We start from the raw sequence: 14548 nt of genomic DNA, 5'->3' as shown, positions 1-14548 counted from the left end.
AATAGTACGAATAACTCCGAATTTCCGGTCATGGGCTTGATTACGTTTCTGTCTGACTTTGGATACCGCGACCATTACGTGGCCGCCGTCAAGGCGCGGATTCTACAGTTGGCCCCCGAGGTGCCGGTGCTGGACATCACGCACGGCATTGAGCCCTTCAATATTGCCCACGCCATGCACGTGCTCAGCTCTGTGTACCAGGATTTTCCGGTGGGCACAGTGCATCTGGTGGGCGTCAACGACATTGGCTCGCCCCGCGCCGCCTGGCACGCCGCCCACTTCCGGGGTCACTATTTCGTGTCGGCCAATAACGGACTGCTACCCCTCCTCTGCGATGGGCAGCCCGAAGAGCTGGTAGCCCTGGGCGTGGGCCACCCCATCACGGCCTCCCCCACCCGCGACCTGCTGGCTCCCGCGGCCGTGCGGCTGGCTCAAGGCGAAGCGCTCGGCTCCCTGGGCCCAGCCGCTACCGACGTGTACCAGCTCCTGAACCGGCAGCTGCGCCTGCAAGACAACCGCATCACTGGGCACGTGGTGCACGTGGATCATTACGGCAATCTTGTCACGGACATCACACGCACGGCAGTGGAGGTTATTGGGCGCAACCGCTCGTTTACCATCCATTTCGCCCGCGAAACCGTGCGCGAAATTGCCCCGCACTTCCAGGCCATTGCTCCGGGTGAAGCGGTCTGCATTTTCAATAGCTGCGACCAGCTCTGCATTGGCATTAACCAGGGCAATGCCTCGGAGCTGCTGGGGTTGCACTTCGATTCGCAGGTAGATATTCGCTTCCCTCCCGACGCCGTCTAGCCCGCCGAAGGTGCACAAATACTACTCGTAAAGCCTAGAAACAAAGATTATATTCTTGTTTATTTATTATGTTAAGTTATTACTGTCACAATGACACCTGCTTTGTTCCCTTCCTTTTTGCTACCTAACGGCTTTCTTTCCCTATGCTGATTCGTATTGTGCGCATGACTTTCACGCCGGAAGCAGTGCCGGAATTTCTGCAGATTTTTCGGGACTCAGAGCCCTTGATTCGGCAGATGCTTGGGTGCCGGTTTCTGGAGTTGTGGCAGGACGCGGAGCAGCCGAACGTCTTCTGCACGCATAGTCACTGGGATTCTGCCGATGCGCTAAATGCCTACCGAGGCTCCGAACTATTTGGCCAGGTATGGCCGGCCACCAAGCGCCTTTTTGCCGCCGCGCCCGTCGCCTTTTCGGTACACCGCGTAGATACGGACAGCTTACCCATGGACATGGCATAGAAAGCGGACTACTTCCTGTGTAGCCCTACCCCACCGGGGCAATATAAAAGTGCGTCGCTGTTTATGTTCCTGATTCTGCTTGTTGGCGTACGATAAGCGTGCCCTTGCTGCAAGCCTGACCCTTTTCCGACGATGACTCCCAACTACTTCGAGTTTTACGAGCTGCCAGAAACCTTTCAGCCCGATGAGGCCGCGCTCAAGCGCCGCTACTACGCGCTCAGCCGCGAATATCACCCTGACTTCCACGCCACCGAGAGCCCCGAGCGCCAACAGGAAATTCTGCAACTGGCTACGCTCAACACCAACGCCTACCGCACCCTCGCCGATCCTGACCAGCGAATGGCCTACATTTTAAGTCAGCACCACCTGTTAGAAGAGGGAAAACAGGAGCTACCCCCAGATTTTTTAATGGAAGTAATGGAGCTTAATGAACAGCTCATGGAGCTGGAATTTGAGCCCGATCCAGCCGTCGTGGAACACGTCACCCGTGAAGTCAACGCCCTGACGGACACGCTGGAAGCAGGCATTGAACCGGTACTAGCCGGCTACCCCGGTTTGCCCGCAGATGCCCGCCCTCGGGCCCTAGAACAAGTGCAAACCTATTATTTGAAAAAGCGCTACCTGTTGCGCATTCGCGAAAGTCTGGCTAAGTTTGCTACCCGTTCATGAATTACCGACATGAGCGGCACGGAATGCCCAGATGGCGGAATCGGTAGACGCGTCGGTCTCAAACACCGATATCGAAAGATGTGCCGGTTCGACCCCGGCTCTGGGTACCAAAACGAAGAAGCCTCCTTGCTTGCAAGGAGGCTTCTTCGTTTTGGTACTTGGCCTAAACGAAACCCAGTGCGAGTGCCTCGTCACGCTTTAGGAGAGTAGGCCAGCCTGTTTGGCGGCGCCAATTAAGTGAGGAGCATTTTTGAGGGTAGCCAGCACGAAGCGTTTGGCTGATTCTTTTACCTCGTCCTTGCTAACCTCGCGGGTTTCTTCCAGCACGAACTCGCTCAGCGTCTTAAAGGCTTCCGTAAGAGCTTGGCGCTTGGGCTGGTCGGCGCGGAGCTGCTCATAGGCTAAGGCTATTTGGGCGTCGATTTTGTGGCGGCGGGTGCTGAATACGGTGTTCTGGCCCACGTGCGGCTTAATCCGGTCGAGCAGCTCTACCAGTGGCACCAGCCGAGTAGCGGCAGAAAGCAGGAGCTTGTCGCGCTTGGCTGTATGGGTGGGGACGGGAGCTATTTGTGCAGAAGCCAGCGGCAGTAGCGGCTCGGGAGCGGTAACGGAGTGCTGTCCTGCGGGCGGCGCCGGGTTTAGAGGCGGGTTCAACATACGGTTGCTCAAGGGTAACGCACCAAGGAATACAGCCAAAATAGGCATAATCTGATGGAGTGAAAAGCGCTGAGGCGCACAAAGCCCTAGCGGTTGCCGGGGCTTTGTGCGCCTCAGCACACTACCTTTTTGCCCGGCCGACTAAGCCCAATGCTCCTCAATAAAGCTAGCGTGGTGCTCAAACTGCTGCATCCAGTGCGGCTCGGCGTAAAAATTGGTCCATATCCGCTTGAAGGCAACGGTGCTGATCGGCACGTCCTTGGCATTTCGGAAGACGAAGCCGCGGGCAGGGTTGAAAAAGACGTAAGCAAAGTAGGAAGGGCCTGTGGGCCCCTGTTGGGTGTACACCTGCACAATGTCGGTTTCGTAGATTTCCTGCCCGTCCATATCGAGCATGCCACTGGCCAGCATAATGCGGTTTTCGCGCTTGAACTCGGTTTCCTTCAGGTCTTGCAGGGTCACGGGGCGTTCTTGCCCGTCTCCCACTGCTATGGTATCTCCCACTTTCAGGCCCGTGAGCATACGGCCTTTGGTTGGGGTAGGAAGCCATTGCCGGAAACGAGTAGGATGCTTCATAGGTAAGTATATACTCCGCGAGAGTTTAGGAAAAACGATCAGACAAGACACCGTATTTTCCCTAAAGCTGCATCTCGGCATACCACCCCTACCTTATTGAATAAAGCCCGGCCGAATCAGGTTCTCAAACGTGAAGATTTCGTCCCACTTGGCCTGGGTCAGCAGCTGCCGGTCCGTAACGGCAATGTCGTACACGGTTTTGCCGGTTTTCAGGGCTTCCTTCGCAATTTCCGCCGACGTTTCGTAGCCCAATACCGGGTTGAGTTGCGTGACGATGCCAATGCTGTTGCGCACCATATTTTCGGCGTGGTGGGCATTGGCCGTGATGCCCACCACACACTTCTCGCGCAGGGTATGGCAGGCGTTGGTTAGGTAGGAAATCGACGTAAACAGGGCAAAGGATATTACCGGCTCCATCACGTTTAGCTGTAGCTGGCCAGCCTCGGCGGCCATGGTCACGGTCAAATCGGCCCCGATAACGTAAAAGGCCGTCTGGTTGACTACCTCGGGCACTACGGGGTTTACCTTGCCGGGCATGATGCTGGAGCCGGGCTGCAGGGGCGGCAGATTAATCTCAAACAGACCCGTGCGCGGACCGGAGGACAGCAGGCGCAAATCGTTACAGATTTTGGAGAGTTTCACGGCCGTGCGCTTCAGTACGCCGGAAAGCTGCACGTAAGCACCGGTATCGTAGGTAGCCTCAATTAAGTCGCCGGCCAGGCTCAGGTCCAGGCCGGTTACGTCGCGCAGGTGCTTGGTTACCAGCTCTGCGTAGCCGGGAGGCGCGTTTACGCCGGTACCAATGGCGGTAGCGCCCATGTTTATTTCACTGATTAGCCGGCGGCTGTCCTCAATGCGCAGCAATTCCTCGCGCAGGTTGGTGGCAAAGGCCTTGAACTCGTCGCCCATGCTCATGGGCACCGCATCCTGGAGCTGGGTGCGGCCCATTTTCAGCACATTTCGGAACTCCTGCCCCTTGGCCGCAAAGGCATCGGCCAGCTCGCCCAGGGCCTGGCTGTAGCCCACGAGCTTGTTGCTGAGGGCAATGCGGAAGGCCGTGGGGTAGGCGTCGTTGGTCGATTGCGAGCAGTTGACGTGGTTGTTGGGGTGGCAGAACTCGTACTGGCCCTTTTGCTTGCCCATGAGTTCCAGGGCGGCGTTGGCTAGCACCTCATTGGCGTTCATATTCACGGACGTGCCGGCGCCGCCCTGAATCATATCGGTTAGAAACTGATCGTCGAGTTCCCCGCTGGCTACCCGCTCGCAGGCTTTGATAATGCACTCGGCGATGGCCGAATCCAGCACGCCTAGGTCGCGGTTGGCCATGGCGGCGGCTTTTTTTACGTAGGCCAGGGCCTGCACAAACAAGGGTTCCGACTTCAGCGGAATTCCGGTGATGCGGAAGTTTTCCAGGGCCCGCAACGTCTGGATACCATAGTATACTTCGTTAGGAATGGTTCGTTCGCCAAGGAAATCGTGCTCAAGCCGGGTGGTAGTTTGCATAACAGGAGAAAAAGGAAACTGAACAGAAACCTAAAGACGGAAAACAAGAGCCGGGTTGCGGCTTTTAGCTAAGTCAAGGGTAAGGAAAGGCGGCGAAGGTAGTGGGCGGGGCCGAAAACGGTGCCATTGGCTAGGGTTGCCCAACTGCTAGCGTTCTACTCTATCTACCAGCCTGAGGTTGAGCTTACCCATCTGCCCTAAACTTCATTCCGTTGTGGACTCAGGTCAAGGCTCTTCGCCCAGGTAGGCGGCGATGGCCCACTCCCACCTTATGATTGTCAACGTTGAGATTAACCGGGCACCAATAATCACTGTCTAGCTTTCTCACGATGAACCGCTTATAGACTAAGTGCTTTTGTGCAATGCTAGAGGAGTGGTGTATAGCTAGGTTTATACTTCCGTGTTTACTCCTTGCCTAACTCGGCATCTTCTTCACCATATACCATTTTACGAAATATTCGTAGAAATACGAATATTTCGTATATTAGCCTGATACCGATACTACTGCCTTTGATACGGGTGTCGGTTTGCTATTTACTTTACTTGCATGCTTACCTGTTGCCGTTTGCTTTGCTGCTGCCGTACGTTGCTGGTTGTGCTGGTGGCATGTCTGACCCTGCCCACTGCGGGCTGGGGGCAGGCCCGGCTCAGCGGCGTGGTGCTAGACTCCCTAACCCAGCAGCCGCTGCCCTTTAGCACGGTATTTTTGGCCAATACTACCCTAGGCGTTACCACGGATGAGGCGGGGCGGTTTGTGTTTGAGCGGGTGCCACCGGGCAGCTATGAAGCAGTAGCTTCCTTTTTGGGCTACCGCCTACGCCGCCAGCCGGTGCTGATAGCTACCAGCGCCCAGCACCTCACCTTCCGGCTCCCACCGGCGGCCACAGCCCTCGGTGAGGTGGTGGTACGCCCTACCCCCAACAACCCAGACGACTACCGCAAGTTTGTGGAGTCGTTTCTAGGAGCCACCAGCTTCTCGCGCCAGTGCCGCATCCGCGACCCAGAGGCCGTGCGCGTGCACTACGACCCGGAGGCCAACGAACTACACGCCACTTGTTCGGATTACGTGACGGTAGAAAACCGGGCGCTAGGCTACCGCATCAAGTACTACGGCCTGGATTTTCGCCTGAACTTCCGGCAGCAGTGGGTGGCGTTTTACGGCTGGCTGATTATGGAGGACCTCACGACCACATCGGAGCGGCAGCGCCGCCGCTGGCAGGAAAACCGCCGCCAGGCCTACGTTGGGTCGCTCACCCATTTTCTGCGTAGCGTGTACGATAACCGCGTAACTGAGGAAGGCTTTGTAGTGCAGCGCTTGCGCCGGGTAGTGAATCCGGCCCGCGCCCAGGCCGATAGTTTGCTGGTCCTTATGCGTCAGCAAACTACCACGCGCCGCCTACTGAACCCGGCCCGCTTCGACGATTCCCTGCAAGCCCTGGCCGCGGTGCCGCGCCAGCTGGAGTACCTGTACACGCGCCCCCTGACTACTGAGGCATACCGGCAGCAACTCCCAGACGCGGAGCGCGTGGCCCTGCAATTCCCCGACTTACTTCAAGTCAGCTACGGCCGCGAGAAGCCCGACCCAACGTATGCCGCCCACCTAGCCCGCACGGCGCCCCTAGGCCGACCGGCTCCGGCGGCGCCCACCACGCAGGTTTCGGTGTTACACCTGCTATTACCGCAAGTGCTGGTGCAGGCCAATGGCCAAGCCACCAACCCGCTAGGAGTGCTGACGGAAGGGTACTGGGGCTTTGAGAAGCTTGGGGAGTTTCTGCCCGTGAACTATCAGCCTGAGCTGCTTCAAAGCAGGCCCGCAACGAGTGGTCAGTGACTGAATTTTCTTATGCCAAATCGGTAGTGTTGGCATACGTATTACCCGTTCCCATGTGCGGCTTATGCTATAGCCCAGGGCTAAAAACCAACCGGAATGAAAGTACTAAGTGGCAAGGCATTGGAGCTAAACTCCTATTTTCGGTGGCTTAATTTATTACTTTTTACATGCCTGCTATTCAGCCTGTTCCGCGTACTGGTTCTTCTCAATCCTGGATTCGTTCGGCCGGGTTTGATGGACTCTGGATTATTGGGCCGCCGTTTCTGGCTTTGTTGGTAGCCGCCGCCTTACCTGCGCCATACCGGAACTCCGCTCAGATGCCGGTTTGGGCTTGGCTGGTCCTGGTAGTGCTTATCGATGTTGCCCACGTGTATAGTACCCTATTTCGGACCTATCTTGACCCGGTGCGGCGTCGGCGCTTCCGGACGCTGCTCTGGGCTGTGCCCCTAGGCTGCTACAGCGCAGGCGTGACTCTGCACTACGTCAGCGGACTCTGGTTCTGGCGAGTGTTAGCGTACGCGGCCGTATTTCATTTCGTGCGGCAACAGTACGGCTTTCTGCGGCTGTATGGGCGGCAGGAAGCGGCTATACCTCGACACCGAGCATTGGATCAGGCAGTTATCTATGCCGCCACGCTGTATCCGCTGCTCTGGTGGCATTTGTCCTCGCCTCGCAACTTCAACTGGTTTGTGGAGGGTGACTTTGTGCAGCACGATTTTCCGGTGGGTCGGGCGCTGCTCACGGTACTATACGTGGCTTTGCTGGGGCTGTACGTAGGCAAGGAAGCGCGGCAGTACCAGCAAAACGGCTGCTTGAACCTGCCGCGCAATCTGCTAATTCTGGGCACGGCAACTTCCTGGTACGCGGGCATCGTGCTGCTTAACGGCGACCTGGCCTTTACCCTGCTCAACGTGGTAGCTCACGGTATTCCCTATCTAGCCTTGGTTTGGGTTAGCAGTCAGCCCACCCCCCATGCATCCTCAACAACTCCTCACCGCCTAACTCCAACGTGGTGGCAGGGCCGGTTTGGGGTAGTGCTGTTCCTAGGTTTGCTATTCGGATTGGCCTATCTAGAAGAAGGCATCTGGGACGGGCTGCTCTGGCGGGAACATGGCCTGGTTTTCAGTTGGTTTCAACACCTGCCAGCCGTTACCAACCCCCTCGTACTCTGCCTGCTGACACCCTTGTTGGCCCTACCTCAGGCTACCCATTATGTGCTGGATGGCTTCATCTGGCGTCGCAATTCATAAAGTATAACGTGCAAAAAAGTGACTCCCACTGTAATTACTGTTCCATGGAACAGTGATTACAGTGGGAGTCACTTTTTTGTCTATGCTGCTCCAGGGCGTTTGCGCCGCCCAAAGGCAGCGGCAGTTCTTTGCTTAAGCTGCCTGAGCCAGGGGGCGCACCACTTCGGCATCCAAAATTTCTACCACAAAGCCATTTTCGGGAGAGTAGGTTTTGCGGTAGTGCACTACCAACTGCCGGCCGCGGGGCGAAGTGACTTGCGTGGTGCACACGTCGCCGTAGGCTTTTTCCTTTTCCAGGAAAGGCTGTAAGGCTTGGATGGTTTGCAGAAACTCCGCCGGCAGCAACCCGTGCTGCTCCTGCAACTTCACGGCGCTAACGGGGTACAAAAAACGAGTGTTGAAGAGAATCATGAAGGCAGAAAACAAGTCAGATTGGCTACTTGCTTTTAACACCTTGGACTCATCCTTAATTCCTACCCACCAACGAATTGCACCTCTTTCTTTACTAGTTAAAGCTGACCTGATGCGCACTTGCAAGCTCGCCCCATTTACCCGCCGTACTGCCGCAGAATTCCGGCCAGCGCAGTAGCCCGGGCCGCATCATTGGTGTCGGCGGCGGCCAGGTACAGGTGCTGGAGCGTGAAGAGCTGCATTCCGATTTCCCGCTCAAACAGGGCGGCATCGGGGCGGGCGGCGTAGTGGGCTAGGTGTTGGGTGGTGCGGGTTGTGAGTGTGTCCATGATTTCGCGGGCCCGGTGGCTTTCGCCCACTGCCACCAAGGAAGGCACCAGGTCAGGGGTGTAGGCGTCGTAGGGCAGGGCCGTGTCGGGCAGCACTGTTAGGCACTTTTGCAGCACTTTGCGGGCGCGAGGGTGGTTGCCGGCCTCCACGTAGGCGCGGGCCAGGCGGGCAAACTGCTCCCGGTAGCCGCTTAGGGTGAAGCGCTGATTTTCATCGTAGTACACCTTGGGGTTGTTGAGGTTGCGGTAGCTGTACTTGCGCATCAGGGAGTCATAGAGCAAGTCTTTTGCTACTTCTCCTTCCTCTGGCAAGCGCAACTCTGGCCGGAGCGCGGCTGGGGCGCGGCACGGCAACACCCGACAGGCCAGCCCCTCCAGCTGCAGGTAGGGCTCCAGGCCCATGCGGGTGGCTGGGCTTACGGTATTGGCAAAGTACACCGGCCGCTGCCAGTTGTTGGTAGCCAGCACATCGAGTAAGGCCAGCTCCCGCTTTTCCAGCGCCCCCCGGCTCACGTCCCACTCCAGGCGCGAAACTATCTGGGCCAGCCGCTCCGGGGGTACCATGCCGCTGCGCCGCACCGCGGCCGTATCAACGGGTAGTACCAGGTGGGTAGCGGGGTAAGAAAGCAGGGTTCGGGAACCGTCGCCGTAGCTAACCTGCAGCAGGGGGCTGTTTTGCTCCACCAGTTGCACAAACTCGCGCACGTTCAGCTCGCGCACGGCGGGATTTTCTACGAAGGGCAGGTAATCATTGGTGCCCTGGCGGTAGTGGGCCGGGCTAATGGACAGGGGTAGCGGAGCCGACTGGTAGCTGCGCTGGCGCATCTGCTCCACGTACCAATCGGTGTTTAAATAGCTGGATACCAGCACGCGCACATCGGGGCGCACGCCTTCCACCTCCTGGGCGTACCAGAGCGGGAAGGTGTCGTTGTCGCCCTCCGTAACCAGAATGGCATTGGGGGCCAGGGTGTTGAGCACGTTTTTGGCGTAGTCGACGGAGCTGAAGCGTCCGGTCCGGTCGTGGTCGTCCCAGCCTTCCGTGGCCATGAGGGTTGGTACGAGCAATCCTAGTGCCGAAGCCAGCAGCACCCGCGGCCGGCTAGCCGAAAGCAGGCGACCCAGGGCGGCGTGCAAAGCCGGCACGCCCAGCCCAATCCAGATGCAGAAGGCCAGGGTAGCGCCGGCAAAGGTGTAGTCCCGCTCCCGAGGCTCCTGGGGCGGCTGGTTGAGATAGAACACAATGGCCAGGCCGGTCAGCAGAAACAGCAGCCCCACCACCAGAGCCTGCCGCCCGTTGCGGCGCAGCTGCCACACCAAGCCGGCTACCCCCAACAGGAATGGCAAGGCGAGCAGGGCGTTACGGCCCCGGTTTTCGGCCACGCTGGCCGGCACCGCCTGGGTAGTAGCCCAGGGCCAGAGTACGCCCGCGTGCTGCACGTCGCTTTCCCGCCCGATGAAGTTCCAGCCGAAATAGCGCCAGAACATGTGCCCGAACTGGTACTGCCACAGGAAGCTCAGGTTCTGCGTCATGGTAGGCTTGCGGCCTTCTTCCAGGTCAGTAACCCACTTGCGGTACTGGCGCACCAGCTCAGGGCTAGTCCCGGCCGGGCCGGCGTAGATGCGAGGCAGCAGCACTTTATCGGGGGCCTCATAGCGCAGCTCCGGACGGTGGTCCGTGATGATGTAACGGCCGTTTTGGCGGGTGTAGCGCGGCGCCCCGTCCTCCTGGGCTACGGCCTGGGCAAACAGGTGGGGCCCGTAGAGCAGGGGCCGGTCGCCGTACTGCTCGCGCTTCAGGTAGCTCACGAAGGAGAGGATTTCGTTGGGCGCGTTTTCGTTGATGGTAGGGCTGAAAGAGCTGCGGATGGGCACAATCAGGTAGCTGGAGTAGCCAATGAGCACGAATACCAGGGCCAGCAGGGCCGTGTGCAACCCGCGCCGACCCTGCTGGTAAGCCCACCGAAGCGCCAGCAGCAATGCCCCCAGCCCGGCCAGCAAAAACAGCAGGAGCCCCGAGTTATAAGGTAGCCCGAAGGTGTTCACGAAGAACACCTCACTGGCCCCAGCCAGGGTAGGCAAGCCCGGAATAATGCCTTCCAGCACCAATAGCACCAGCCCGCTACCCCCTAATAGTGCCAGTATAGTACCCCGTCTTGTGGGTTGCGCCGTGCGGCGGAAGTACCACACCACGCTCAGCACCGGAATGGCCAGCAGATTCAGCAGGTGCACCCCAATGCCCAGGCCAATGACGTAGGCAATGAGCACTAGCCACCGGTCCGAGTCGGCCTCGTCGGCGCGCTTTTCCCACTGTAGCATTAGCCACACCACCAGGGCCGTGCCCAGGGTAGAAAGGGCATACACTTCCGCTTCCACGGCGTTAAACCAGAACGAGTCAGAGAAGGTAAGCGCCAGCGCCCCCACTACCCCACTACCTAGCACCAGGGCAGTTGCCGTACCGGGCATGAGCTCCGCAGCCTGGGCCGGCCGCAGGAGCTTTGCTGCCAGATCCGTGATGATGCCGAACAGCAGGGTAACAGTAGCGGCACTAGCCACTGCCGAAACCAGATTCACCAGCACCGGCACCCGGGTTGGCTCCCCGGCAGCTAACAGGGAAGCCAGCCGACCCAGCAGTAGGTAGAGTGGGGCGCCGGGCGGATGCGGCACCAGCAGCTTGTAGGCACTAGCGGTAAACTCGCCGCAGTCCCAGAAGGAGGCGGTGGGCTCCAGCGTGGCCCAGTACACGCCCAGTGCGAGCAGAAATAGGGCCCCGCCAAACACGGGTTTAAGTCGGGAATACAGCATCTGGCAAGAAGGTAAGGGTGACAAAAAACCGCATCCGGCGGCCCGGAATGACTTCCAGAACGCCGGATGCGGTTTTTCGCTTAGCCGTTGCCTTTCTCCCGAAATTTGTAGGTGGTTTATAAACTCAGCTCCACCGTTACGGCCGTGGAGCCGCCCGCATCATCGTCGGTTACCAGCAGCAGCTCATAGTGTTTTGGGCCCAGGCGCCGACGCCCAGCCACGCTTTCCACTTTACCTCGGTAGGCGCGGCCGCCGGGCAGCTCCAGCCGAGCCAATTGCACGGGCAACACTTTTGCTGCCCGGTTGGCCATCTGCAGCACGCCCACAAACGAGCCCAGCACGGCCCCGTCGAGCACGGCATCCTGGGTGTCTTCTACCGAGGCCGTTACAAATAGTCTATCCTCAAACCAGGTAGCCCCGGAAAAACCGGCGGGCTTCCCATCAATGACGGGCAGCTCAAACAGCTGGGCCTGCACCGACGGAACCTGCGGGCTACGGTGCTGCAAATACGCCAGCGCGGCCTCCAGGGGCAGACGAAACAATAGGTTACCGGCCGCCGAGCCCACGGTGCGCTGAAACAGCAGAAGCTCCGTAGTGGTAGCCGCCGCCGCCTCCAGGTTCAGAACCACGCCGGCGGGTAGCACTGCCCGCAAGGCCGCGTACAGTCCGCTCAAGGAAATGGGGTACACGGCGCCGGCACCGCCGGTTTTGGGCAGCGGCACCCAAAAGCCCTGCTCGCGCGCGGCCGTAGCCCCCGAGCCCAGCACCAGCAGGCCAGTCTCGCCGGTAGGGGTAGTCAGGGCGGTGAGGCATTCCAGATCCAGCTTCAGTTCCTTCGGAATTCGGCCGCTGCTGAAGTGTGCCGTTTCGAAAAGCCGGGTGGGCGCGCCCGCCGCCAAGGTGGCCGCATCCAGCTGATACAGGTAGGGTGCATCGTCGCCGATGACGTAGGCCACGTTACCGACTACCTCCACTCCCGAAGCCGAGGGTAGCTTCGGCAACACTGCTTCGTGACGAATAAGAGCCTGCATCATTGAGGGTTTTGGGAGATTGGGAAATTGGGTATATGCGCTTGGCTGCCTGAGGTTGGTAAACTCCTGGTTTTTTCGACACCGATTGCTATTGCTTTGAATCTGACAGTCAGTCATGGACAAACAAGCGTTATAACCAAGGCCCTCCATTCCCAAGACCCTACTTCACAATCGTAAACTCTACGCGCCGATTCAGCTTGCGGGTTTCCTCTTTTTCGTTGGATGCCCGGGGGCGGCTGCCGCCGTAGCCAATGGTGCTGATGCGAGTGGTGGGGATGCCGCGCGTCACGAGGTAGCGCTTCACCTCGGCCACACGCTCCTCGGAGAGCTTCACGTTCAGGTCGGGCCGGCCCTGGTTATCGGTGTGGCCCTCCAGGCGAATATTGACCGTGGGGTTGTCCTGCAGAGTGCGAGCTAGGCGGTTCAGTTCAGTGTAGGAAGCGGGCAGCAGGTTGTATTTGCCCTGGGCGAAGATTAGCGTTGGCAATTCCAGACTGGAGCCCACGGCGGCCGGCACCAGCAGCAACTCCAGGGCGCGGGAGCCGCTCATCGTAACCGTATCGGTGGCCGTGAGGTAGCCCGCGCGCGAAGCCAGCAGGCGGTAGCGGCCGGGCGGCAGCGTAAGCTGGTAATTGCCTCCCGCCACATCGGTGCGGGCCGTGGCGTTGAAAGCCAAGTCGTTACCCAGCCGAATGGCTTTCACTTCCGTGGCCAGGGGCTGCCGCGTTTTGGCATCCAGGGTCCGCCCCGTTAGCAGGGTACGAGCGGCCACGGCGGGAGCTACAGGCTCGGGCGGAGCGGGGCGGGCCGTGTCGCTCGGGGCTACCCCCGTCACCGTGCGAAACAAATCGGCGGGGCCGTTGGCCGTGCGCGAGGCAGCATAATACGCCTGCTTGCCATCGGCGGAAAGGCTTAGGTAGGCATCGAAGCCGGGGCCATTCAGGGGGGCACCTACGTTGCGCGGCTCGCTCCAGCGGGTCCAGGAGTCGTCGAGGCGTTGGCTGACGAAGATATCGGCGCTGCCGTAGCCGGCGTGGCCGTAGGAGCTGAAGTACAGCGTCTTGCCATCGGGAGCCAGCCAGGGAGCAAAGTCGAAACCAGGAGAATTGATAACGGCGCCTAGGCTGACCGGGTCATTCCAAATGCCATCAACCCCGGGCCGACTCAGGTACAGGTCGTTGCCGCCCTGAGAGTCGCCGCGCTCCAAGGAAAGCAGCAGAATTTTCTCGTCGGGCGTCATGAAGAAGGACGTAGCGGGGGCCGCCGAGTAGTAGTTGGCAATGTCCAGGGGCACCGGATGCCCACTTTTTCCAGTGGCACCCCGCGCCACTTGGCTCAGGCCCTCATCCCGAAACGAACCGTCCCGTTCGTAATGGCCCCGCAGCAGCAAGGTTTTGCCTGCGTTGGTAATGGCCATTACGCCGTTGTGCTGGGTAGTATTTAGGGCATCGAGGCGGGTAGCAGGGCCCCAGCTGCGGCCCTCGTCGGCGGAGGTGCTCACCCAGATGTCGCCGGATTCGGTTACGCCTTCCGTGTTGCCGGCGTAACGAGTGCGCACAAAGTACAGGGCGCGGCCATCGGGGGCTAGCACGGGCTGCAGCTCGTTGCCGCCGGGCGTATTCAGGCTGGCCAATGGCTCGGGGGCCCCAAAACCGGGCTGGCTATTGTCCACGTTAAGCCGAAGCTTGAACAGCTTCCATTGCTGGGTGGCGCGGTTTTGCACGCGCTGGCCTACCACGGGAGTGCCGTTAAACTTATCGGCCGCGGCCAGGGACGCGCATTTATCGTTGCCCCGACTCACCAGAATAAAGCTCCCGATGGGCCCCGAGGGCACTAGCTTCCACTGCTGGTAAAAGCTGCCCGTCCAGGGGCGCTGCACCAGGGGAGCGTTTTCATCGGGCTTTTCCAGGGTAAGACACTTGCCGCTGTGCCGGGCCTCAATGCGGTAAAAGTCGCTGCCCGTGGCTGCCGGCACAAAGCGCCACTGCTGGCTGTTAGCGTGCGTAAATTCCCACTGAATACCCGTAGCGCCGGCCTCAGTGGAGGCGTTGCTGATGTCCAGGGAGCGGCCGCTACTGCGGGCAATAACGCCGTACCACGCGCGCTCATCAGGAACAAAGGTTGCCTGAGCGAAAAGGGAAGGCGAGGCAAGGAAAAGCAATGCCCACAACGGCACTACCAAGCGAAACAGCGGAGTTGTCATGCACGCAAAACGGATGAA

Annotated in this window: 12 protein-coding genes and 1 tRNA gene; 6 read left to right on the top strand and 7 right to left on the bottom strand. The window is 59.4% G+C overall.

Annotated elements, in window-relative coordinates; genetic code table 11:
• The first annotated feature begins 30 nt into the window (after positions 1-30).
• From MWH26_RS04060 to MWH26_RS04045, 4 genes are all read left to right on the top strand, one after another.
• Positions 31-810 carry an SAM hydrolase/SAM-dependent halogenase family protein gene (locus tag MWH26_RS04060; protein ID WP_247976155.1) on the top strand — a complete coding sequence of 260 codons (780 nt, stop codon included), beginning with the start codon at positions 31-33 and terminating at the stop codon, positions 808-810.
• Positions 811-953: 143 nt separating this feature from the next.
• Positions 954-1268 (top strand): putative quinol monooxygenase, encoded by a 315-nt coding sequence (locus MWH26_RS04055; protein ID WP_247976154.1) that lies wholly within the window; start codon positions 954-956, stop codon positions 1266-1268.
• A gap of 132 nt (positions 1269-1400) precedes the next feature.
• Positions 1401-1937, top strand: coding sequence for a Fe-S protein assembly co-chaperone HscB (gene hscB / locus MWH26_RS04050; RefSeq protein ID WP_247976153.1), 537 nt, complete (start codon positions 1401-1403; stop codon positions 1935-1937).
• 25 nt (positions 1938-1962) lie between these two features.
• Positions 1963-2047, top strand: a tRNA-Leu gene (locus tag MWH26_RS04045).
• An 88-nt stretch (positions 2048-2135) separates the two neighbouring features.
• On the opposite strand, the gene MWH26_RS04040 is transcribed toward MWH26_RS04045, so the two are convergent.
• The 3 genes from MWH26_RS04040 to aspA all read right to left on the bottom strand — a co-directional run bounded on the left by MWH26_RS04040 (position 2136) and on the right by aspA (position 4673).
• A complete protein-coding gene (locus MWH26_RS04040) occupies positions 2136-2594 on the bottom strand; it encodes a hypothetical protein (protein WP_247976152.1) in 459 nt (152 codons plus the stop codon).
• Between the two features lie 141 nt (positions 2595-2735).
• The gene (locus tag MWH26_RS04035; protein ID WP_247976151.1) at positions 2736-3170 is read right to left on the bottom strand and encodes a hypothetical protein; all 435 of its coding nucleotides are present in this window, start codon (positions 3168-3170) and stop codon (positions 2736-2738) included.
• Positions 3171-3263: 93 nt separating this feature from the next.
• On the bottom strand, positions 3264-4673 hold the full coding sequence (gene aspA, locus MWH26_RS04030) for an aspartate ammonia-lyase (protein ID WP_247976150.1): 1410 nt from the start codon (positions 4671-4673) through the stop codon (positions 3264-3266).
• 547 nt (positions 4674-5220) lie between these two features.
• On the opposite strand from aspA, the gene MWH26_RS04025 reads away from it, so the two are divergent.
• Positions 5221-6504 (top strand): carboxypeptidase-like regulatory domain-containing protein, encoded by a 1284-nt coding sequence (locus tag MWH26_RS04025; RefSeq protein WP_247976149.1) that lies wholly within the window; start codon positions 5221-5223, stop codon positions 6502-6504.
• A gap of 167 nt (positions 6505-6671) precedes the next feature.
• Positions 6672-7754: a hypothetical protein gene (locus MWH26_RS04020; protein ID WP_247976148.1), complete on the top strand. Its 1083-nt coding sequence runs from the start codon at positions 6672-6674 to the stop codon at positions 7752-7754.
• A 132-nt stretch (positions 7755-7886) separates the two neighbouring features.
• On the opposite strand, the gene MWH26_RS04015 is transcribed toward MWH26_RS04020, so the two are convergent.
• The 4 genes from MWH26_RS04015 to MWH26_RS04000 all read right to left on the bottom strand — a co-directional run bounded on the left by MWH26_RS04015 (position 7887) and on the right by MWH26_RS04000 (position 14530).
• A complete protein-coding gene (locus MWH26_RS04015; protein ID WP_247976147.1) occupies positions 7887-8165 on the bottom strand; it encodes a hypothetical protein in 279 nt (92 codons plus the stop codon).
• A gap of 137 nt (positions 8166-8302) precedes the next feature.
• The gene (locus MWH26_RS04010; RefSeq protein ID WP_247976146.1) at positions 8303-11296 is read right to left on the bottom strand and encodes a glycosyltransferase family 117 protein; all 2994 of its coding nucleotides are present in this window, start codon (positions 11294-11296) and stop codon (positions 8303-8305) included.
• A gap of 116 nt (positions 11297-11412) precedes the next feature.
• Positions 11413-12330, bottom strand: a complete 918-nt coding sequence (locus tag MWH26_RS04005; protein ID WP_247976145.1) for a DUF6929 family protein — start codon at positions 12328-12330, stop codon at positions 11413-11415.
• 157 nt (positions 12331-12487) lie between these two features.
• A complete protein-coding gene (locus tag MWH26_RS04000) occupies positions 12488-14530 on the bottom strand; it encodes an RICIN domain-containing protein (RefSeq protein ID WP_247976144.1) in 2043 nt (680 codons plus the stop codon).
• Positions 14531-14548 lie beyond the last annotated feature (18 nt).

This window comes from Hymenobacter sublimis (genome assembly GCF_023101345.1).
In the GTDB taxonomy this organism is placed as follows: Bacteria; Bacteroidota; Bacteroidia; order Cytophagales; family Hymenobacteraceae; genus Hymenobacter; species Hymenobacter sublimis.
This window is presented reverse-complemented; position numbering and strand designations above follow the sequence as displayed.